15 protein-coding genes and 3 pseudogenes are annotated in these 19,787 nt (G+C 65.0%); 8 read left to right on the top strand and 10 right to left on the bottom strand.

From position 1 onward, the window contains the following. Nucleotides 1-82: pseudogene (locus JEQ47_RS21250) on the top strand (alcohol dehydrogenase catalytic domain-containing protein); the annotation flags it as partial. A 53-nt stretch (nucleotides 83-135) separates the two neighbouring features. On the opposite strand, the pseudogene JEQ47_RS18270 reads toward JEQ47_RS21250, so the two are convergent. The 3 genes and pseudogenes from JEQ47_RS18270 to JEQ47_RS18260 all read right to left on the bottom strand — a co-directional run. Continuing rightward, nucleotides 136-2,766: pseudogene (locus JEQ47_RS18270) on the bottom strand ([protein-PII] uridylyltransferase); the annotation flags it as partial. After that, nucleotides 2,747-5,461 (bottom strand): DNA mismatch repair protein MutS, encoded by a 2,715-nt coding sequence (mutS, locus tag JEQ47_RS18265; RefSeq protein ID WP_198877845.1) that lies wholly within the window; start codon nucleotides 5,459-5,461, stop codon nucleotides 2,747-2,749. The gene mutS and the pseudogene JEQ47_RS18270, both read right to left, overlap by 20 nt. A 136-nt stretch (nucleotides 5,462-5,597) precedes the next feature. Beyond that, a complete protein-coding gene (locus JEQ47_RS18260) occupies nucleotides 5,598-6,110 on the bottom strand; it encodes a nucleoside kinase (protein WP_198877844.1) in 513 nt (170 codons plus the stop codon). Nucleotides 6,111-6,305: 195 nt separating this feature from the next. On the opposite strand from JEQ47_RS18260, the gene JEQ47_RS18255 reads away from it, so the two are divergent. The 4 genes and pseudogenes from JEQ47_RS18255 to JEQ47_RS18240 form a co-directional block, all read left to right on the top strand. Beyond that, the gene (locus JEQ47_RS18255) at nucleotides 6,306-7,064 is read left to right on the top strand and encodes an ABC transporter ATP-binding protein (RefSeq protein WP_210338046.1); all 759 of its coding nucleotides are present in this window, start codon (nucleotides 6,306-6,308) and stop codon (nucleotides 7,062-7,064) included. A gap of 10 nt (nucleotides 7,065-7,074) precedes the next feature. Continuing rightward, on the top strand, nucleotides 7,075-7,929 hold the full coding sequence (locus tag JEQ47_RS18250) for an ABC transporter permease (RefSeq protein WP_198877843.1): 855 nt from the start codon (nucleotides 7,075-7,077) through the stop codon (nucleotides 7,927-7,929). Between the two features lie 63 nt (nucleotides 7,930-7,992). Beyond that, nucleotides 7,993-9,027 carry an ABC transporter substrate-binding protein gene (locus JEQ47_RS18245; protein ID WP_198877842.1) on the top strand — a complete coding sequence of 345 codons (1,035 nt, stop codon included), beginning with the start codon at nucleotides 7,993-7,995 and terminating at the stop codon, nucleotides 9,025-9,027. Between the two features lie 80 nt (nucleotides 9,028-9,107). Continuing rightward, nucleotides 9,108-9,515: pseudogene (locus JEQ47_RS18240) on the top strand (allophanate hydrolase-related protein); the annotation flags it as partial. Here JEQ47_RS18240 and JEQ47_RS18235 read toward each other — a convergent pair. Continuing rightward, nucleotides 9,516-10,157 carry a GntR family transcriptional regulator gene (locus tag JEQ47_RS18235; protein WP_236020938.1) on the bottom strand — a complete coding sequence of 214 codons (642 nt, stop codon included), beginning with the start codon at nucleotides 10,155-10,157 and terminating at the stop codon, nucleotides 9,516-9,518. Between the two features lie 194 nt (nucleotides 10,158-10,351). Between JEQ47_RS18235 and JEQ47_RS18230 the strand changes: the two genes are divergently transcribed. Further along, nucleotides 10,352-11,461 carry a catalase family protein gene (locus tag JEQ47_RS18230; protein WP_210338045.1) on the top strand — a complete coding sequence of 370 codons (1,110 nt, stop codon included), beginning with the start codon at nucleotides 10,352-10,354 and terminating at the stop codon, nucleotides 11,459-11,461. A gap of 3 nt (nucleotides 11,462-11,464) precedes the next feature. Here JEQ47_RS18230 and JEQ47_RS18225 read toward each other — a convergent pair whose 3' ends face one another. Then, entirely contained in the window at nucleotides 11,465-12,106 is a 642-nt protein-coding gene (locus JEQ47_RS18225) for a dihydrofolate reductase family protein (protein ID WP_198877840.1), read from the bottom strand. A gap of 110 nt (nucleotides 12,107-12,216) precedes the next feature. Here JEQ47_RS18225 and JEQ47_RS18220 point away from each other — a divergent pair, with 110 nt between their 5' ends. Together JEQ47_RS18220 and JEQ47_RS18215 are read left to right on the top strand one after the other, a co-directional pair. After that, the gene (locus JEQ47_RS18220) at nucleotides 12,217-12,558 is read left to right on the top strand and encodes an ArsR/SmtB family transcription factor (RefSeq protein WP_198877839.1); all 342 of its coding nucleotides are present in this window, start codon (nucleotides 12,217-12,219) and stop codon (nucleotides 12,556-12,558) included. Continuing rightward, nucleotides 12,542-13,021: an SRPBCC family protein gene (locus JEQ47_RS18215; RefSeq protein WP_198877838.1), complete on the top strand. Its 480-nt coding sequence runs from the start codon at nucleotides 12,542-12,544 to the stop codon at nucleotides 13,019-13,021. Before JEQ47_RS18220 ends, JEQ47_RS18215 begins: the two co-directional genes overlap by 17 nt. Here the strand turns inward: JEQ47_RS18215 and JEQ47_RS18210 are convergent. The 5 genes from JEQ47_RS18210 to JEQ47_RS18190 form a co-directional block, all read right to left on the bottom strand. Then, nucleotides 13,018-13,833 (bottom strand): DUF2189 domain-containing protein, encoded by an 816-nt coding sequence (locus JEQ47_RS18210; RefSeq protein ID WP_198877837.1) that lies wholly within the window; start codon nucleotides 13,831-13,833, stop codon nucleotides 13,018-13,020. The genes JEQ47_RS18215 and JEQ47_RS18210 overlap by 4 nt on opposite strands. Before the next feature lie 139 nt (nucleotides 13,834-13,972). Continuing rightward, complete coding sequence (locus JEQ47_RS18205) at nucleotides 13,973-15,619, bottom strand: glycoside hydrolase family 43 protein (protein ID WP_198877836.1); 1,647 nt, start codon at nucleotides 15,617-15,619, stop codon at nucleotides 13,973-13,975. Between the two features lie 165 nt (nucleotides 15,620-15,784). Further along, a complete protein-coding gene (gene xylA / locus JEQ47_RS18200) occupies nucleotides 15,785-17,092 on the bottom strand; it encodes a xylose isomerase (protein ID WP_198877835.1) in 1,308 nt (435 codons plus the stop codon). Next, the gene (gene xylB / locus JEQ47_RS18195) at nucleotides 17,089-18,552 is read right to left on the bottom strand and encodes a xylulokinase (RefSeq protein WP_198877834.1); all 1,464 of its coding nucleotides are present in this window, start codon (nucleotides 18,550-18,552) and stop codon (nucleotides 17,089-17,091) included. Before xylB ends, xylA begins: the two co-directional genes overlap by 4 nt. Nucleotides 18,553-18,643: 91 nt before the next feature. Further along, nucleotides 18,644-19,687, bottom strand: a complete 1,044-nt coding sequence (locus tag JEQ47_RS18190; protein ID WP_236020937.1) for a LacI family DNA-binding transcriptional regulator — start codon at nucleotides 19,685-19,687, stop codon at nucleotides 18,644-18,646. Nucleotides 19,688-19,787 lie beyond the last annotated feature (100 nt).

Raw genomic sequence — 19,787 nt, 5'->3', positions numbered from 1 at the left:
CGGGGTGATCCCCGGCATGAAGTCGGGCGACATTCTGGGCCATGAATTCATGGGCGAAGTCGTGGAAGTGGGTCCCACGGTGACGTAGAAGACGTCGACGGCCTTTTCGCCATAGGTGCCGATATGGGCCGAGCCGATGGTGAGCGACAGATCTGAGATCTCGCGGGTCAGTGCATAAAGAAGGCCGATACGGTCGAGGCCGGAAACCTCGATGACAGTGAATTTTTCCGAGATGGCGTTGGACACCGAGACCTGCGCGGGCAGGCTGAAAGGCCTCAAGCGCTTGTTGTGGCGCGATTCCTTGCCCAGGTCGATCAGCACCTGGCGCTTGCCCTGGAGCAGTTGCTTGACCGTATCGACGATGCGGGTGGCGCGGACCTTTTCGTCCTCGTCGGAGGTGAAGGCGCGGCGGAGGCGGAAGGTGTCGATGGCGCGGCCGTCGCGGGTGGAGAAGATCTGCGCGCCGATGATCGAGGCATCCTGCATGGTGCAGGCGCCGGCGATCAGCGACAAGAGCCGCGGATGGTCGGGCGTATAGAAGCTGACCTCGGTAATGCCTTCGAAGGCCTTGACCTTGATCGAGCCGGCAAAGGCCTGCTCGGTGGTATCGGCATTGCGGATCATCCGCGCATGTTCGAGCTGCAGTTCGGGCTCGGCGCGCAGCCAGTAGTGGTCGTAGTGGCGGGCGGTATAGGCTTCCACGTCGGCCGGCGGCCAGGTGCTGAGGCCCGCGGCCAGGGCATGGCGGGCGGCGCCGACGCGGTCGGACTGGCTGACCTGCGAATGCCCGCCCGAAAGCATGGGCTCGGTCGCATAGTAGAGCGCGCGCAGCAGCGAGCCCTTCCAGCCCGTCCAGGTGCCCGGACCCACCGCGCGGATGTCGCAGGCGGTGAGGATCATCAGCAGCGCTAGGCGCTGGGGTGACTGCACCACGTCGGCAAAGGCCTTGGCGGTTTCCGGATCCTGGATATCGCGGGCCTGGGCGATCTCGCTCATCAGGAGGTGATATTCGATCAGCCAGGCGACGGTGTCGGTTTCGGCGTCGTTGAGGCCGAAGCGCGGGCAAAGCTTGCGCGCGATGCGGGCGCCGGCAATGGAATGATCCTCGGGGCGGCCCTTGGCGATGTCGTGGAGGAACAGCGCCACATATAGGAGGCGCGTGTCGTTGAGCTGGGGCAGCAGTTCGTGGGTCAGCGGCAGCTCGTTGCGGAGGCCCCCATTGGCGATCTCGGCCATGACCCCGACGGAGCGGATCAGGTGCTCGTCCACCGTATAGTGGTGGTACATGTTGAACTGCATCAAAGCGACGATCTTGCCGAAATCGGGCACGAACTTGCCCAGGACGCCGCTCTCGTTCATCTGCCTGAGGATGCGCTCGACATAGAGCGGGCTCGTCAGGATGGTCAGGAAATAGGCATTGGCCTTGGGGTCGTTGCGCACCTTGTTGTCGATCAGCGCCAGGCTGTCGCGGATATGCTTGATGGCATCGGGGTGAAACAGCAGTTCCTCGCGCCCGGCCACCATGAAGGCGCGGATGAGGTTGACCGGGTCCTTTTCGAACACGTCGGGCGCCGCGATGTTGAGGCGCCCGGTATCGACGATGAAGGCGGTCTCGCCCTTGATCCTGGCCTTGCCCGAGCGGAACGGGGCCAGGACGCGGCCCACGAGGTCCATGTCCTTGGCGTGGTGGAATTCGAGGCTGGCGCAGATGATGCGGGTGAGGTCCCCCACATCCTTGGCGACGAGGAAATAGCGCTTCATGAAGCGCTCCACCCCCAGCATGCCGAGCCGCTCGGCATAGCCCATGCGGCGCGCCAGTTCGGGCTGCACGTCGAAGGTCAGCTTCTCGTCGGCGCGGCCGGTGATGAAATGGAGGTGACAGCGCACCGCCCAGAGGAAATCCTCGGCGCGTGAGAACAGCCGGTTCTCGGTCTCGGTCAGCACGCCCTTGGCGACGAGGTCGTGGCTGGTCTTGACCTGGTAAAAGTACTTTCCGATCCAGAACAGGGTGTTGAGATCCCTGAGCCCGCCCTTGCCGTCCTTGATATTGGGTTCGACCACGTAGCGGGTATTGCCCATCTGCTTGTGGCGCTCGTCCCGCTCGGCCATCTTGGCGGCGATGAATTCCGGGCCGGTCCTGGGCATGATCTCGGTTTCGAACCGATGCACCAATTGCTCGTAAAGCGCCCGGTCGCCGGTAAGGAACCGCGCCTCGAGCGTTGCGGTGCGCACGGTCATGTCGGCGCGGGCCATGCGGATGCATTCATCCACCGAGCGCACGGCGTGCCCGACCTTCTGGCCCAGGTCCCAGAGCATGTAGAGGATATATTCGGTGACCTGTTCGCCCCAGGGGGTCTGCTTGTAGGGCAGGATGAACAGGAGATCGATATCGGAGCCCGGCGCCAGCGTGCCACGGCCGTAGCCGCCCACGGCGGAAAGGGCGATGGCCTCGGCGCCGGAGGGATTGTCGACCGGATAGACCCGCGTCGTGGCGAAGCGATGCACGGCGGTGATGATCTCGTCCTGCGCGGCCGAGATATTCTGGGCGCAGCGGGTGCCCTTGTTGTGGGCCAGAAGTTCGGCCTCGGCGCTGGCACGGGCCTCGGCAAGGGTCTGGCGGATATGGCCGAGCACGGCGGCGCGGGCCGTGGGAGAGCGTGCCGGTTCCTCGCCCAGGAGGGCGTCGAACTCGGCCAGCAGCGTGTCTGCGGTCTTGAGCGCGAACTGCGGCTTTTTCGGCCGTGCCTCAGTTTCGGCGAGCGTCATCGCGGAGTTTCTTCAAATTATACAGCGCCTCGATAGCCTGCCTCGGCGTCATCTCGTCCGGGCGGACGGCATCGAGCGCTTCGTGAACGGGATCCTTGCCCTTGGGGACCGGGGCCGGCTGATGGGCAAAGAGCGGCAGATCGTCTAGCACGCTGGCCTTGTCCTTGGAAGATGCGGTGCCCACCGAGCGCTGCTCGAGCACATCAAGAACCTGTTTGGCGCGGGCAATGACAGGTTCGGGCAGGCCGGCCAGGCGCGCCACCTGGATGCCGTAGGAGCGGTCGGCGGCGCCGGGCCCGACCTCGTGGAGGAAAACCACCTCACCCTCCCATTCGCGCACTTTCATGGTGACGTTGGCGACGCGGGAGAGCGTCTTGGCGAGGCTGGTCAGTTCGTGAAAATGCGTCGCGAACAGCGCCCTGCAGCCGGTGGTTTCGTGGAGGGCCTCGACCGCAGCCCAGGCGATGGAGAGGCCGTCGAAGGTGGCGGTGCCGCGGCCGATCTCGTCGAGCACCACGAGACTGCGCCGCGTGGCGCGATTGAGGATGGCGGCGGTCTCGACCATTTCGACCATGAAGGTCGATCGGCCATGGGCAATGTCGTCGCTGGCCCCGACGCGGGAAAACAGCCGATCGACCACCCCGATATGGGCAGAGTCCGCCGGCACGTAACAGCCCATCTGTGCGAGGATGGCGATCAGCGCGTTCTGCCGGAGGAAAGTGGACTTACCACCCATGTTCGGGCCGGTGACCAGCCAGAGCGAGCCACCGCCGATGGTTTCGCTGCCCGAGAGATCGGCGTCATTGGCGACAAAGCTCTGGCCCTCGGCCTTGACCATCAGCTCGACCACCGGGTGGCGCCCGCCGGCAATGGCAAAGGCGAGGCTGTCATCGACCAAGGGGCGGCAATAACCACGCATCGCCGACACTTCGGCGAGAGCGGCGGTGACATCGAGTTCGGCCAAGGCATCGGCGAGGCCCTGCAACTGCGTCGTGCGCTCCAGCACCGCCTCGCGCATGCGGGCGAAGATCGCGAGCTCTATCTCGAGCGCCGCATCCTGGGCGCGGGCGATGCGGCCTTCGAGTTCGGCCAGCTCGGTCGTGGTGAAGCGCATGGCATTGGCCATGGTCTGGCGATGGATGAAGGTTTCGCGATGCGGCGGCTCGAGCAGCTTCTGGCCATGCGCGGCCGGCACTTCGACGAAGAAGCCGAGCACGCCATTGTGCTTGATCTTCAAGCTACGCACATCGGTCTCATCCATCAGCCGCGCCTGGAGGGCCGCGACCACGGCGCGGGTTTCAGAGCCCAGCGCCCGCTCCTCGTCGAGCTTGCCGTCATAAGCGGGGCGCACGAAGCCGCCATCGCGGCTCAAAAGCGGCAGGTCGTCGTCCAGCGCCAGCGCCAGTTCGCTGGCGAGAGCGCGCGGCGCGGCGCCCAGCGTGGCGGCGAGCCGCGCCAGCACCGGCGGCAAGTCTGGCTGGCGGGTGAGGTGAATGGCCAGTTCCAGCGCCGCCGCGACGGCCTTGCCGATGGCATTGAGATCGCGCGGGCCGCCGCGCTCCAGCGCCAGGCGCGAGAGGGCGCGGGCGAGGTCCGGGGCGCTCTTCAAATCCTGCCGTAACCGGGAGCGCAGCAGCGTATCGTCAACCAGCCGCGTGACCGCATCGAGCCGCTCGTTGATGGCCCCGGCCTGGCGGAGGGGCGCCGCGAGGCGATTGGCAAGGAGCCGCGCGCCGGGCGCCGTGACGGTGAGGTCGATGGATTGCCGGAGCGAGCCCTTGGACTGTCCGCGCTGGGTCAGGAGAATTTCGAGCGAGGCGCGGGTTGCCGCGTCGATGCTCATCGCCGTCTCCGCAGGATTGCCGACCGGCGCGCGAAGCGGCGCGGTGCGGCCCTTCTGGCTATCCCCGACATAACCCACCAGCGCCCCCAGCGCGGCGCGACCGGCGCGGCTGAGGGCGCTGGGATCGAAGACGCCGATGTCGAAGGCGGCGCGCAACAGCGGCATGGCGGCCTCGCTGCTGGCAGCCTCGGGCGGGATGGTCGTGGCAATGGCCGCCCAGGCCGGCGCGAAGAGGTGCTGCTCCGCCAGCGCCTGCCAGGTGGCCGCGGTGAGCAGCAATTCGGCCGGCGCCACGCGCGCCAGTTCGTCGCCGAGCTGGTCGGCCGAAAGGTCGGAAACGAAAGTCTCACCGGTGGAAATATCGGCCCAGGCGAGGGCGAAGTCGCTTTCGCCGTGGCGCACCATGGCGAGCGCCGCGAGATAATTGGCGCTGCGAGCGTCGAGGTGGTCGTCCTCGGTCAGCGTGCCCGGCGTGACGAGGCGCACGACATCGCGCTTGACCACCGATTTCGAGCCGCGCTTCTTGGCTTCGGCCGGGTCTTCCACCTGCTCGCAGATGGCGACGCGATGCCCGAGCTTGATGAGCTTGTTGAGATAGTCGTTGGCGGCGTGGATGGGCACGCCGCACATGCCGATATCTTCGCCCAGATGCTTGCCGCGCTTGGTGAGGACAATACCCAGGGCGGCGCTGGCGATCTCGGCGTCCTCGAAGAACAGCTCGTAGAAATCGCCCATGCGATAGAACAGCAGATAACCGGGATTGACGGCCTTGATCTCGAAATACTGCGCCATCATCGGCGTCAGCACCGCAGGCGCGGGGCCGGGATCGGCCTCGAATTGGGTCTGGTCCATGGGGCGCAAGAGCTGTCCGGGCTCGGAAAATCAGGCCCGGACCTTAGGCGGTTCACGGGCAAAATCAACCGGCAAGGCCGGCTTTGCCCCAGTTGTCACGGGCACCAGCTGGGCGGATCCGCAGGGACGGCCGCCGTCACCTGTCGATTTGGGCCAATATGGCGTCGACGACATCCGAAACCGGGCCCGTCGTATCGATGACAATGCCAGGCGGGTGATAGCCAGGGCGCCGGTGATGCCGCAACACCACCGCGCGTTCCTCGGGCACAAAACCCGGCTCGCCGGGCCGTCCCTCTATCCGCCTGTTCAACGTCTCGACATCGAGGTCGAGCACGAAGACCTTGTCGAAGACATCGAGAAGCCGGTGAAAATTGCGGGTGTCGCCGCAAAAGAACGTGGCTGCATGGGTCGTATCGGCCGCGGCCTCGCGCACCGCGTCGACGCGCCAGATCCAGTGGGCATAGCCCCAGGCAACCGGATCGACATCCGGGGGTGGCCCGGCCAGCGCCTCACCGGTCTCGGGGTCACCCCTATAGGCCAGCACCCGGTCGCCGTGAACGACGTGATGACCCCGACGCTCGAGTTCGGTCGCCACCGCTGTCTTGCCGGTGCCCGAACTGCCGATGACCAGATAATTCCTGATGCCCATAGCGCGCATTACCACGCGGCACGCCCCCGCAGGAAGCGCACCAAAGGCTGCGCCTAAAAAGTGGACACATAGCCCAAGCATGTTCAAATTCTAGGCATACATGGTCGGTTGCACACGGTAGAGGCCCAATAATCCAGCCCAAACAAACTGGCACGCTCATTGCATTCAAAATTGCATGCAATCGGAGACGTGCTTATGGGACTGATAGAAGGGACGGGCCTCGACAAGGTCTATTCAACCGCAACCGGACCGCTGGTGGCGCTGACCAATGTGTCCTTCACCATCAACGAGGGCGAGTTCATTTCGCTGGTGGGTCCCAGTGGCTGCGGCAAGTCCACGCTGCTCTCCATCCTGGGCGGGCTCGAACAGAAAACCGATGGTGACCTGGTGCTTGCCGGCCAGCATCACGATGCGCCGCGCCGCGACATCGGCATGATGTTCCAGACCTCGGTGCTGTTTCCCTGGCGCACCATCCGCCAGAACGTGCGGCTGCCGGGGGAAATCCTCGGGCTCGACCGGAAGCAGCAGGCCGAGCGCACCGACGAACTGCTCGATCTTGTTGGCCTCAACGGCTTTGGCGACCGCTATCCGAGCGAACTCTCGGGCGGCATGCGCCAGCGCGTCGCCCTGGCGCGGCTGCTCGCCCACGATCCGCGCGTGCTGCTGATGGACGAGCCGTTCGGCGCACTCGACGAATTCACCCGCGAAACCATGAATGTGGAGCTGCTCCGCATCTGGGAAAAGACCGGCAAGACCGTGGTTTTCGTCACCCACAATATCGGCGAGGCGGTGTTTCTCTCGGACCGCATCTTCGTGATGACGCCGCGCCCCGGCCGGCTCGAAGGCATTGTGGAGGTCGACCTGCCCCGTCCGCGCACCACCGAGGTCATGCGCGACCCCCGCTACACCGAACACGTCTACGACATCCGCCGCATGCTCGGCGTCGACCACTAAGGAGATCGCCATGGACATGACCGCTCAGGCCACCCTCCCCGGCACATCTGCCGCCGCGCGCGAAGATGCCGTGGCCCGCTTCATCGCCGCCGAAAAACGCAGACAGCAGCAAAGGCTGATCCGCAATCGCCTCCTGGCCATCGGCTTCGGCCTCCTGGTCATCGCCATCTGGTATGTGGCGACCGAATACGGCTTCGTGCACCGGCTCATCATCCCCTCGCCCGTCGACACCTTCTGGGCCACCGGCCGGGTGATGAGCGCCGACTATTTCTGGCCCAATGTCGGGGTGACGCTGTCGGAAATCGCCTGGGGTTTCGGCATCGGCCTCACCAGTGGCGTCGTCTTCGGCGTGCTGGTGGCCATGTTCGACACGGTGCGCGCCACCCTTTACCCCTATCTCGTCGCGCTGCAGGCGCCGCCCAAGATCGTGCTCGCGCCCATCTTCGTCACCTGGTTCGGCTTCGACCAGCCCAGCAAAATCGCCGTCGCCGTGGTGATGAGCTTCTTTCCGATGTTTCTCAACACGTTGACGGGCCTCTCTTCGGTCGATCCGAATGCGGTCAAGCTGATGCGCTCGCTGACCGCCGGCCGCTGGAAGACCTTCCGCCACCTGCTGCTGCCCAATGCGCTGCCGATCATGATGGCGGGCGTCAAGCTCTGCTGGACCCTCGCCGTGCTCGGCGTGATCGTGGGCGAATTCGTCGGCGCCTCGGCCGGCATCGGCTACCTCATCTACGCGATGAACTTCCAGCTCGATATCGCTGGCGTGTTCTCGCTCATCATCCTGCTCTCGGTGTTCACGCTGGTCATCTACCAGCTCATCGAATGGCTCGAGAGCCGGATCATCTTCTGGAAGCAGCTCTAAACGCAAAAGAACCGTGCGCCCCGGCACGGCAGGGAGAAACCTGGTCAAATGGAGAAAACCGCAATGAAATCCCGCCTTATCGTCACCGGCCTCATGCTGGCTGCCCTCATGGGTTCCGCCTCGGCCCAGGAGCTCGTAAAATTCCACGGCGTCACCGCCCAGGGCGGCCCGACCGCCCAGATGTTCCCCATCTTCATGGCCCAGGAGCAGGGCTTCTACGAGGATGAAGGGCTCGACGTGGTGCTCAACTATTCCAAGGGCTCGTCCGACGCGGCGCGCCAGCTCGCCGCCGGCAATGTCGACTGGGGCATCTTCTCCTCGGCCGCCACGATGCAGACCGTGCAGCGCGGCTTTCCGCTGAAGGCCATCATGCAGATCTACTATCCCGATACGTTCGACATCGTCGTGCCGGCCGATAGCGATATCCAGTCCATGGCCGACATGTCCGGCAAGACCATCGGTCTTTCCGACCTCGCCGGTGGTGAAGTGCCGATGACTCGCGCCTCGATCGTCGAGACGGGGCTGCGCGAAGGCGCCGACGTCAAGCTGGTCGTGGCCGGCGAAGGCGACGCCACCACTGTCCGCTCCTTCACCGAAGGCCGCATCCAGGCCTATGCCGGCGCCAAGCGCGACCTGCTGCTGATCCCGGCCCAGGGCGTCGAAACCCGCTCGATCACGCCCGAAGCCATTGCCCGCTTCCCGGGCGATGCCCTCTCGGTGCGGGCCGAGACCTTCGAGAGCGATCCGGAATTGCTGGTGAAATTCGTGCGCGCCACGCTCAAGGGCTGGGCCTGGGGCATGGCCAACGACGCGGAGGCCTTCGAGCTCTTGAAGACCAAGTACGCCGCCGCCTCGCTCGGCGACAATCCGGTGGCCCCGGAATTCTGGGAGCTGGTCAAATCCTACTACACGGCGCCCGAAGGCGTGGCCCAGCACGGCACCTTCCTGCCGGAGGCCTGGGACTTCTACATGACCTACCTGCAGCTCGGCGAAGGCGAACAGCAGGCGCTGGCCGGCCCCGTCGATCTCACCACGATCCTGACCGACGACATCGTCGTCGAGGCCTGGAACGGGCTCGACCTGGCCGCCGTCGAGTAGCATCTGCCTATCGGGGAGCCGCGGCGGCTCCCCACCCCCTTTTTCCGGAGATTGTCATGACTGTCCCTTCCGCTGCGCCGGAGACGATTGCGCTCGTCGTCGTGGGCGCCCATCTCAGCGGCATGCCGCTCAACCGCGAACTGCAGGCGCTCGAAGCCACGCTAATGCGGGCGACGCGCACTGCACCCAGCTACCGCTTCTATGCCCTGGCGGGCACTGTCCCGCCCAAGCCGGGCCTGCTGCGCGTCGCCGAAGGCGGGGTCGGCATAGATGTCGAGGTGTGGTCCCTGTCGCCGGCCGCATTCGGGCTTTTCGTCTCGCGTATTCCGAGCCCCCTGGGCATCGGTACGCTGACGCTGGAAGACGGTTCCTCGGCCAAGGGCTTCCTGGTCGAGGCCGTGGCCGTGGAAGGGGCGCGCGATATTTCGGAATTCGGCGGCTGGCGCAACTATATCGCCAGCCTCACGCCGGTGGACGCGGCGGTCTGATCAGTTCCCCAGAGCCGGTGCGACCTTGTCGACGCTGGTGCGCACATAGCCGAGGTGGTCGCGCATGGTCGCGGCCGCCGTGTCGGCATCGCCGGCCAGGATGGCCGCCACCACCGCCTCATGCTCTTCCACCGAACGCACCAGGCGTCCGAGGCTCTGGAACTGGGCCCGCCGGAACGGCGCCACGCGATTGCGGACACCCACCGTCACCTCGGCCAGAAAGCTGTTATGGCCGATGGCATAGATGGTTTCGTGGAAGCGGATATTGAGATCGTAATAAAGCGCCACATCGCCCTCATGGGCGGCATCGCGGCAGGCCTCGTGCGCCTCGACGAGCTTGCGCTTGTCGGCCTCGGTGGCAGCTTCCGCGGCAAGGCGGGCGCAAAGCGCTTCCAGTTCGGCCATGACCAGAAAAATCTCGTTGAGCTTTTCCGGCGTGAAGAGCGGCACGACGGCCCCGCGATGCGGCCGCGCCTCGGCAAAGCCGATGGCCTCGAGCTGGCGGATGGCTTCGCGCACCGGGGTGCGGGACACTTCAAAGCGCTGGGCTATGCTGGCTTCGTCGAGCGGCACGCCCGGCCCGATGACGCCGCGAACGATCTCATCTGCCAGCGCCAGCCGGACCCTGTCCACTGCCGTCATTCGTTTCGGTTTCGGGGCCATCACGCGCTCATTATGCAATCTTGCATGCTTTTAAGATGGGGCTTCGACGAAGTCCATGCGCCCGGAAGGCTGATCCCCCGCTTGTAGCAGAAGTGGAACAATGACGGCCGGCCACCCATTGAGGGGGACGTTTCATGGCCGGCGCCGCCCGGTCGAGACACCCCGGAGGCCCCATGCCCATTCCGCCCCGATCGCCGCAGATCTATTCGCCCGAACTCGAAGTCATCGAGCCCGATGAAGCGCAGCTTGCCCGGGAGCTGGCCGAGACCATGCTGTCGATCTCGCGAAAAGTGCATGAGGATAGCGGCCATGCCGAGCGCAGCGTCCATGCCAAGAGCCATGGCCTGCTGACGGCGCGCCTCGATGTCCTGCCCGATCTTCCCGAAGCGCTGGCGCAGGGCCTGTTCGCCCGACCGGCCAGCCACGACTGCATCCTCCGCTTTTCCACCATTCCGGGCGATATCCTCCCCGACACAGTGTCGACGCCCCGCGGCGTGGCGATCAAGGTGCTCGATGTCGGCGGCGCGCGCCTGCCCGGCTCCGAGGACGACAGCGTCCAGGATTTCATCCTCGTCAATGGCAAGCAGTTCAGTGCTCCCAATGCCAGGGCATTCCTCGCGAACCTCAAACTCCTGGCGAGCACCACCGACAAGGCCGAGGGCCTCAAGGTGGTCTTGTCCGGTGCGCTGCGCGGGCTCGAAAAGGCGGTTGAGGCTGTGGGCGGCCAAAGCGCCGTACTCAAGGCTTTGGGCGGCGAGCCGGAGCGGCATATTCTGGGCGAAAGTTACTTTTCCCAGTTGGCGCTGCGCCATGGCAAATACATCGCCAAGCTGGCTTTGGTGCCGGTTTCGGACAATCTCAAGGCGCTGACGGGGGAGCTCGTCGATATCGGCCACGACGACGACGCCATCCGCTCGGCCGTGGAAAACTTCTTTGCCCGGGAGACAGGAGTCTGGGAGCTCCAGGCCCAGCTCTGCTCGGACATTGCGACCATGCCGATCGAGGACGCGGCCGCGCAATGGGACGAGGCCATCAGCCCTTTTACCAGCGTGGCGAGCATCACCGCCCGCCCGCAGCCGGCCTGGAGCCCGGGGCGGTCGCAAGCGGTGGACGAGCGGATGGGTTTTTCCCCCTGGCATGGCATCGAAGATCATCGCCCGCTGGGCAGCATCATGCGGCTGCGGCGCCTCGCCTATGCCGAGGCCCAGCGCTTTCGCGCCCGGGCCAATGGCGTAGAAGTGGCCAGCTCGCCCAGCCTTGCCGACATTCCGGGCGAGGCGTGACCCTCAGCGCGAGAAGGTGAGGTGAACCGTGCCGCTTTCGGCGGTTTCGGCGGTGACCTTGTAACCGGTGTCGAAGCCCCGCAGGTCGTCCCAGAGATTGATGCCGCGGCCGAGGAGGATGGGGGCGATGCCGACATGCAGCCGGTCCACCAGCCCTGCCTTGAGAAATTCGCGCACCGTCGAGGCGCCGCCGCCAACGCGGATATCCTTGCCCCCGGCCGTGGCCCGGGCCGTTTCCAGTGCCTCGGCAGGGCTGGCATTGAGGAAGTGGAACACCGTGCCATTGGCAAAGCTGATCGACGGACGCGGCTTGTGGGTCAGCACATGCACCGGAATGCGGAACGGCGGCTCCTCGCCCCACCAGCCGCGCCAGTTCGGATCATCGGGGTTGTTGTGGAGGCCGAACATGCCTGCACCCATGATCTCGGCGCCCACCTCGTCGAAATAGGCGGAGGCATATTTGTCGTCGACGCCCGTGGTGCCCGAGCCGTCCTTGATGTGGAGCACGCGGTCGCGAAACGTCCGCGTGGCGCCGTAAGCGGCGGTCAACCGCATCCAGTCCTCGCCGAACGGCTTTTCGGGAGTCTGGTCGGTGGTGGTGGCGAAACCATCGAGGGAAATGTTGAGATCGACGCGTACGGCCATCAGGCCCTCCTGCTGTTATACTAAGGTGATTGCCTTTGTATCATGGCCAGACGCTAAGGCAAGTACCTAATTGTCGTTGACCGGAGAGCCTCGTCGCTGTAGAAAAGGCCATGCCGCATCATTCCACCCCGCTCGACCTTGCCTTTCACGCCCTCAGCGATCCGACGCGGCGGGCCGTCGTGTCGCGGCTGGCCGAGAGCGAGGCGCCGGTGAGCGTTCTGGCCGAGCCCTTCGACATGGCGCTGCCGAGCTTTGCCCAGCACCTGAAAGTGCTCGAGGATTGCGGCTTGATCGCGAGCGAAAAACGCGGGCGCAGCCGCTGGTGCTGGCTGGTGCGACCGCGCTTCGACGAGGCTGCGGACTGGATGGAAGCCGAGCGCCGACGGGCAGCCGATCGCCTCGACCGGCTGGAGGCCTATCTCGACAGGACGGACGATGACAAAGCTCTTTGAAACCTGGTCGCTGGAGCGCGAAATCGTGCTGGTGAAGGTGCTCAAGCACCGGCGCGAGAAGGTGTTTGCCGCCTGGATGGATCCTGCGGCCCTGGCGCAGTGGTATGGACCCGAAGGGCTTGCCATCGACAGCCACGAGGCCGATATCCGCGCCGGCGGCCACTGGCGCTTCGATATGGTGGGGCATTTCGAGGGCAAGGAGCAGCGCTTCCCCAACCTCATGCGTTTTCTGGAAATCGTGCCCAACGAAAGAATCGTTGCCGACTATGGCACGCCCGACCCCGAGGATCCCGACCGCTTCCGCGTCACCGTGACCTTTGACGAGCAGTCCGACGGCAAGACCGTGCTGACCATGCGCCAGCTCCATCCCAGCCGCGAACGGCGCCAGGTGGTCATGGCCTTTGGCGCCGTCGAATATGGCCAGCAGACGCTGGACGGGCTGGCAGCCTGGCTCGAGAGCTAGGTGCCGCGGATCAGCGAGGCCGGCTCCACCAGCTTGCGATAAAGGTGCCAGGTGGCGTGGCCGAGAATGGGTAGCACCACCGCAAGCCCGATAAACACCGGCAGCGAGGCGAGGAACACCGCCGCGCCGACGATGACGCCCCAGAGGAAGAGCGGCACGCGGTTATAGAGCACCGCCCGGAACGAGGTTTCCACCGCCACATAGGCGCCGACATCGCGATCGACCAGCAGCGGAAAGGCGATCACTGTGGTGCAGAGCACCACTAGCGCAAACAACGCCCCGAGACCCGTGCCGATGGCGAGAAGGGTGATGCCGCCCGGATCGTTCACGACCTGGTTGACGAGACCCATGAGCGTGCGGGGCGGAGAAAAGCCGAACAGCGTCTCGTAGAGCGCCTGGGCGCTGGCCATCCACAGCGTGAACAGCACGAAGAGCATGGCCCCGACGGCGAGAATCGAGCCGATCGCCGGTGAGCGCAGCACGCTGAAGGCATCGGCCCAGCCCGGCTCTTCGCCCAGTTCGCGCCGCCGCGACACTTCATAGAGCGGCAGGGCGGCGATGGGCCCGATCAAGGCAAAGCCCCCGATCAGCGGATAAAGCAGGGTCCAGGCGTGCCAGCCGTTCATCCACACCGTCAGGACGATGCCGATAATGGGATAGATCAGCATCAGGAGGACATAGTGGCTGGGCTTGGCCCAGAAGTCGGCGGCGCCGCGCCGCAGCACGTCGCCAAGATCGGCAATGGTGATCTGATGGATGACGGGCATGTCCAGCTTGTCGCCGGCGCCGGCCATGATGTGCATTCGGGCCATGTGCAGCACTCCTCCAAAATGGAGGTCGCAAGACCTGCGTGGCGCTGCCCCGGGCGCGAGACGCAGAAACTGCGACCGCTATGACGCCATACTAGGCGCGAAACCGGGAGCTTGTCGCCCCCGGTTCGGAAATTTGTGATCAGGCGGCGCCGTAGCCGCGGCCTTTGACCAGATCCTCGACCTCGTAGCGATCGGAGGGATCGTGCTGCGGGCGGTAGGTGAAGTATTCGAAGGTGGCGGGGCTCGCCGTGCCATTGAGGTCGTGCGCCGCGACGCCGACAAAGGCACCGGTGAAGCTGCCATGCGCCTGGTGGCCGCCGCACTCGTCCGACAGGATGGAGGCGTCGAGGACCGGTCCGATGGGCTGCAGGTCCTGTCCCTCGAGGGCGTAGAAGAACTGCAGCTTTTTCCCGCGGATGGTCAGCGCCAGCTTCACCTTGCCCTCGTTGGGGATCTGCACCGGGGCGGCGGGGAATTTCAAATTCCCATCCGGCCAGGACACTTCCGAACTCATCAGCAGCAGCTCGCGCTGTCCGTCGGAATGGGCGGTGACGGCCAGGTAGAAGAAGTTGTAGCGGCTGTAATAGGCCGTCAGCCCCGCCATGGTGCGCTCGTCGGTGGCGGTGAAATTCACCACGGTCTCGGCATCATAGGAAAAATGCTGCTGCCGGCGGGCGACCAGCGCCTGCTCGAACCAGGAGCCGATGGATTCGCGGCCGAACAGTGTCAGCTTGCCCCCACCGGTTGAAAAGATGCGATCGGTATCGGGCGTCCGGAGCCACTGGAAGTCCATGGGCAGGCCGTTTTCGAAGGTGTAGCGCTGCTCGGCGAAATACTTGGCCTCGTCGCGGGTGCCGGGCACCTCCACATGCAGCGACGGCACCGGGCCGTTCTTCACATAGAGCCAGTCGTCGTCGCCCCAATAGGCTTCCTGAATGGCTGTTTCGCGCCCGAGCACGCAGCGGCGTTCCTGCGTCGTCGGACGGCCGGTCAGATGCACCAGATAGGTCTTGCCCTCGGGCGTCTCGACGATGTCACCATGGCCGGCGCGCTGCAGGGCGGCCAGCGGCGCGTCTTTCGAGGTGAGGATATGCTTGTCCGGATGGGTCTCGTAGGGGCCATCGAGATTGCGCGAGCGGGCAAAGGTGCAGGCATGGTCATAGGCCGTGCCACCCTCGGCGGTCAGCAGATAATACCAGCCATTGCGCTTGTAGAGATGCGGGCCCTCGACGAGCTTGAGGTCCGTGCCCTTGTAGATGTTCTTGCTCGGCCCGACGAGCTTGCCCTGTGCCGGGTCGAATTCCTGGAGGGCAATGCCGGCGAACTTCAGCGGGCGGGTCCTATGGTCCCATAGCATGTTGACGAACCATTTTTTCCCATCGTCGTCATGGAAAAGACTCGGGTCAAAACCGGAGGAATTGACATAGACCGGGTCGCTCCACGGGCCTTCGATCGTGTCGGACCAGACGATGTAATTGTGCGCGTCCTTGAACGAGCCGTCCTTGCGCTTGACGTCGGTATAGACCAGCCAGAACTTTTCCCCGTCATGAGTGAGGCAGGGCGCCCAGACGCCGCACGAATCCGGATCGCCGCGCATGTCGAGCTGCGTCTTGCGATTGAGCGGGCGGGTGATCAGCTCCCAGTTGGCCAGGTCCTTGGAGTGATGGATCTGCACGCCCGGGAACCACTCGAAGGTGGAGGTGGCGATGTAATAGTCGTCGCCCACGCGAAGGATGGACGGGTCCGGATTGAAGCCGGGGAGAATAGGGTTTGTCAGTTGCGGCATGGTGCCTCCTGTTCTTCTCCCCATTGGGGAGAAGTTGGCGCGCAGCGCCGGATGAGGGGAAGGTCATGAAATGTGTAAGGGGGCGTCGTGAACACCCCCTCACCCGTCTCGGGCTCACGCCCGATCCACCCTCTCCCCAATGGGGAGAGGAATGGGCGCCGGCGCTCAAACGAACCGGTTGACCAGGTTTTCGAGATATTCCTGGCGGCCGGATTTGGGCTGCGGATTGATGCCGTCGGCGTGAACCTTCTTTGCAATATCAGCCAGGCTGAGCTTGCCGCCGAGGATGTCCTTGCCGAGGCCATTGTCCCAGCCGGCATAACGATCGTCGAGCAGCTTGTCGAATTCGCCGTCTTCGATCAGCGCCGCAGCGCCCTTGAGGCCACGGGCCAGCGTGTCGAGGCCGCCAATGTGGCCATAGAGCAGATCCGCCGGATCGAGCGACTGGCGGCGCACCTTGGCGTCAAAATTGAAGCCGCCCTTGCCGAGGCCGCCCTGCTTTAGGATGTAGTAGAAGGCCAGCGCCATTTCCCCGGCATTGTTGGGGAAGTGGTCGGTATCCCAGCCCGACTGGAGGTCGTTGCGGTTGGCGTCGACCGAGCCGAGCATGCCCAGTGAGCTGGCGACCGCCAGTTCGTGCTCGAAGGAGTGGCCAGCGAGGAAAGCGTGGCCGACCTCGATATTGCACTTCACCCGGCTTTCGAGGCCATAGCGCTGGAGGAAGCCGTAGACCGTGGCGACGTCGAAGTCATACTGGTGCTTGGATGGCTCCTGCGGCTTGGGCTCGATCAGGATCTGGCCCTTGAAGCCGATCTTGTCGGCATGCTCGATGACGAGGCTCAGGAACTTTGCCATCTGGTCGGCTTCCTGGCCGACCTTGGTGTTGAGCAGGGTTTCGTAGCCCTCGCGGCCGCCCCAGAGCACATAATTTTCGCCGCCCAGTTCATGGGTCAGCTCCAGCACGTTCTGCACCTGGCCGGCGGCATAGGCGAAGACTTCCGGATCGGGATTGGTGGCGGCGCCCGCCATGTAGCGGCGGTTGGAGAAGAGGTTGGCCGTGCCCCAGAGCAGCTTCTTGCCGGTCTCCTGCATCTTCCTGGCAAAGATGTCGCCGATGACGCGGACATTCTTGTTCGATTCGGCCAGCGTCGCGCCTTCGGGGGCAATGTCGACGTCGTGGAAGCAGTAATAGGGCACATCGATCAGGTCGAAGAATTCAAACGCCACTTCGGCCTTGAGCTTGGCGCCCTCGATGCCCTTGTCGAACCAGGGGCGATCGAAGGTTCTGCCGCCAAAGGGGTCGCCGCCTTCCTGGGCAAAGGTGTGCCAATAGGCGATGGCCGGGCGGATATGGTCTTCCATCCTTTTGCCGGCGACGATCTCGTCCTTGTTGTAGTGACGGAAGGCCAGCGGGTTCTTGCTGGTCTCGCCTTCATACTTGACCTTGCTCAGGCCCTTGAAAAAATCGCTCACTGCCGTGCCTCCTCGATGGCGGGATAAAGGGCGCGATATCGCGCATATTGATCGGAATAGGCGGCCGACAGCTTCGTGTCGGGCGCAATCGTGGTTCTGACGGGCGGCATGGTCATGACCTCCGCCGCTTTCGCCCCGGTGGCGGCACAGAGGCCGAGCCGGGCCGCGCCCAGCGCGCCACCGAAATCGCCGTCTTCGGGCAGGGCGATTTCCATGTCGAGATTGGTGGCCAGCATGTTGAGCCACAGGTTCGACTTCGAGCCCCCGCCCACCGCCAGCAGGCGATTGATGGAGGTGCCGGCATCGGCAAGGACGCGCTGGCAATCGCGCATGGCAAAGCTCACGCCTTCCATCACCGCCTGGGCCAGTTGGGCCGTATCGGTGGATTGCGAAAGGCCGGTGAAGGAGCCGCGCGCGCCGGCATTGTTGTGCGGCGTGCGTTCGCCCGAGAGATAGGGCAGGAAGATCGCTTCGCCCGGCCCGATGAATTGCGCCTCGGCTTCGCCCGAAAGTTCGGCCTGCTTCTTGCCGGTAATGCGGGAAAGCCAGTTGAGCGAATCCGTGGCCGAGAGGATGACGCCCATCTGGTGCCAGGTGTCGGGAATGGCGTGGCAGAAGGCGTGCACCGCCCCTTCGGTATTGGGGCTGAATGTTTCGTTGGAAACGAAGAGCACGCCCGAGGTGCCGAGCGAGACAAAGCCTTCGCCTGGGCGGATGGCGCCAATGCCGCAGGCGGCTGCCGCATTGTCGCCGGCGCCGCCGGCCACGACCACCGGGCCGCTCATGCCCCAGCGGGAAACGAATTCCGGCTTCAACTGCGCCGACACAGCCGAGCCTTCCACAAGGCGCGGCATGTGATCGCGGGTGAGGCCGGTCACGCCCAGCAGCGCATCGGACCAGTCGCGCTTGGCGACATCGAGCCACAGCGTGCCTGATGCGTCGGACATGTCCTCGACATGCTCGCCCGTCAGCAACAGCCGCACATAGGCTTTCGGCAACAGCACCTTGCGGATGCGGGCATAGATGTCGGGCTCGTGCTTCCGGACCCAGGCGATCTTGGGTGCGGTGAAGCCGGGCATGGCGATATTGCCGGCGATTTTCCTGAGGCTCGGAAGTGCCTGTTCCATCTCGCCGCATTCGGCAGCCGAGCGCCCGTCATTCCAGAGGATGCAGGGCCGCAGCACGTCGTCATTGTCGCCCAGCAGCGTTGCGCCATGCATGTGACCGGAAAGGCCGATACCCTTGACCGCGGCCAGCGCCTTGCCATGGCTTTGCTGGAGCTTGTCCACCGCATCGAGCGTTGCCGTCCACCAGTCGGCCGGGTTCTGCTCCGACCAGCCTGGCTGAGGGCGAACCGGCTCGACGGCGGGAGCGGAGGCCTCGCCGATTGCCCTGCCGTTGTCATCGATCAGCAGCGCCTTGACGCCTGACGTACCGATATCAATACCGAGAAAGGTCATGAGGCACGTACCTCATTCACATCAAACCGAAACATCCGAACGTCCTCCCACCCCCTTCGGGGCCACGCCGATTTCAAGATTGGCGTCGTGTTTAGCGCAGATTGTCGCGCAGGAAAATCCCAATTTCAATGGCATCCGCTGCCGCCGCCCGCCCGGCCTGCAGCGCCAGGGCTCGCGCGGCAGCGATGGCTTCGCGAATTTCGCCATCGGGATTCTGGTCGAGCACCACGTCGATGGCGCCGCTTCGGAGGCCGGCGCGCGTCGACGCCGTCAATTCGTGAGCAATGACACGCAGCGCGCCAGCACGACCCGAGGCTTCCAGGGCCTCGACCAGGCCGGCATTGCCGGCGCCGAGATTGTAGATCCCGGCGAGATCGGCATGCCTGGCCAGGAGCCGGGCGACGATGGCGGCGGTTTCGGTGCGCTCATCATGCCCTTCCACCGGGCCAATGATGGAAATTGCCGGAAACTCCGCGCCGAGCGCGGCTTCAAAGCCTTCGAGCCGCTCGGCATGGTCGCGCAGATGCAGCGAGCCGGCCACCACGGCCACCTTGCCACCGCCGGGGAGGAAGCGGCCCAGCAGCGAGGCCGCGGTGCGTCCGGCTGCGACATTGTCGATGCCGATGAACCTTTGTCGTGCCGAGCCCGGCAGATCGGAGACCAGGGTCATGACGACGATGCCGCGCCGATGCGCGGCCTCGATGGCTGATATGACCTTGGGTTCGTCGCTGGAGACCACCACGGCGCAGTCGCATTGGCGCGGATCAAGGCCATCGAGCCCTTCGGCCAGCGCCTCGGCATCGAGCGCCCGCACCCGGCGCATGTCGAGATGCATGCGGTCGGCCAGGGCCGACGCAGAGCGGCGCTCCACCGCCTGGGCGAGGCTGTCCATGAATTCGTTGGACCCGTCGGGGATGAAGAAAACCACTGAAAGATCGCGCGCCCGCGCCATCAGCGAGGCATTGAGATCGCGCGAGAAACCGAGCTGGGCAATGGCCGCCTCGACCTTTTCGGCCGTCGCTGCCCGCACGCCCGGGCGGCCGTTGAGCACACGGTCGACGGTGGCCAGCGAAACGCCCGCCGCTCGCGCCACGTCATGGACCGTCGCCCGGCGCCGCATCGTTTCTTCGCTCAAACCGCTTCCCCCCGGCCATGCCGCCTCGGCCTTCACACTCCCCACGCCTCACGCAAAGGTCAAGTGCGGCGTTGCGGCCGGGGGGCGAATAGCGCTACAG

The organism is Devosia sediminis (assembly GCF_016411825.1).
GTDB classification, from domain to species: Bacteria; Pseudomonadota; Alphaproteobacteria; order Rhizobiales; family Devosiaceae; genus Devosia; species Devosia sediminis.
Note: the sequence above shows the minus strand (reverse complement) of the source record. Positions and strands in the feature narration are given on the sequence as shown.

Bases quoted from the DNA above. Each gene is read 5' to 3' on its own strand.
- JEQ47_RS18205 (WP_198877836.1), bottom strand. From the start codon at position 15,619: ATGCCGCAACTGACAAACCCTATTCTCCCCGGCTTCAATCCGGACCCG.
- JEQ47_RS18245 (WP_198877842.1), top strand. From the start codon at position 7,993: ATGAAATCCCGCCTTATCGTCACCGGCCTCATGCTGGCTGCCCTCATG.
- xylB (WP_198877834.1), bottom strand. From the start codon at position 18,552: ATGACCTTTCTCGGTATTGATATCGGTACGTCAGGCGTCAAGGCGCTG.
- JEQ47_RS18220 (WP_198877839.1), top strand. From the start codon at position 12,217: ATGCCGCATCATTCCACCCCGCTCGACCTTGCCTTTCACGCCCTCAGC.
- JEQ47_RS18210 (WP_198877837.1), bottom strand. From the start codon at position 13,833: ATGGCCCGAATGCACATCATGGCCGGCGCCGGCGACAAGCTGGACATG.
- mutS (WP_198877845.1), bottom strand. From the start codon at position 5,461: ATGGACCAGACCCAATTCGAGGCCGATCCCGGCCCCGCGCCTGCGGTG.
- JEQ47_RS18215 (WP_198877838.1), top strand. From the start codon at position 12,542: ATGACAAAGCTCTTTGAAACCTGGTCGCTGGAGCGCGAAATCGTGCTG.
- JEQ47_RS18260 (WP_198877844.1), bottom strand. From the start codon at position 6,110: ATGGGCATCAGGAATTATCTGGTCATCGGCAGTTCGGGCACCGGCAAG.
- JEQ47_RS18230 (WP_210338045.1), top strand. From the start codon at position 10,352: ATGCCCATTCCGCCCCGATCGCCGCAGATCTATTCGCCCGAACTCGAA.
- JEQ47_RS18250 (WP_198877843.1), top strand. From the start codon at position 7,075: ATGGACATGACCGCTCAGGCCACCCTCCCCGGCACATCTGCCGCCGCG.
- JEQ47_RS18255 (WP_210338046.1), top strand. From the start codon at position 6,306: ATGGGACTGATAGAAGGGACGGGCCTCGACAAGGTCTATTCAACCGCA.
- JEQ47_RS18225 (WP_198877840.1), bottom strand. From the start codon at position 12,106: ATGGCCGTACGCGTCGATCTCAACATTTCCCTCGATGGTTTCGCCACC.
- JEQ47_RS18235 (WP_236020938.1), bottom strand. From the start codon at position 10,157: ATGACGGCAGTGGACAGGGTCCGGCTGGCGCTGGCAGATGAGATCGTT.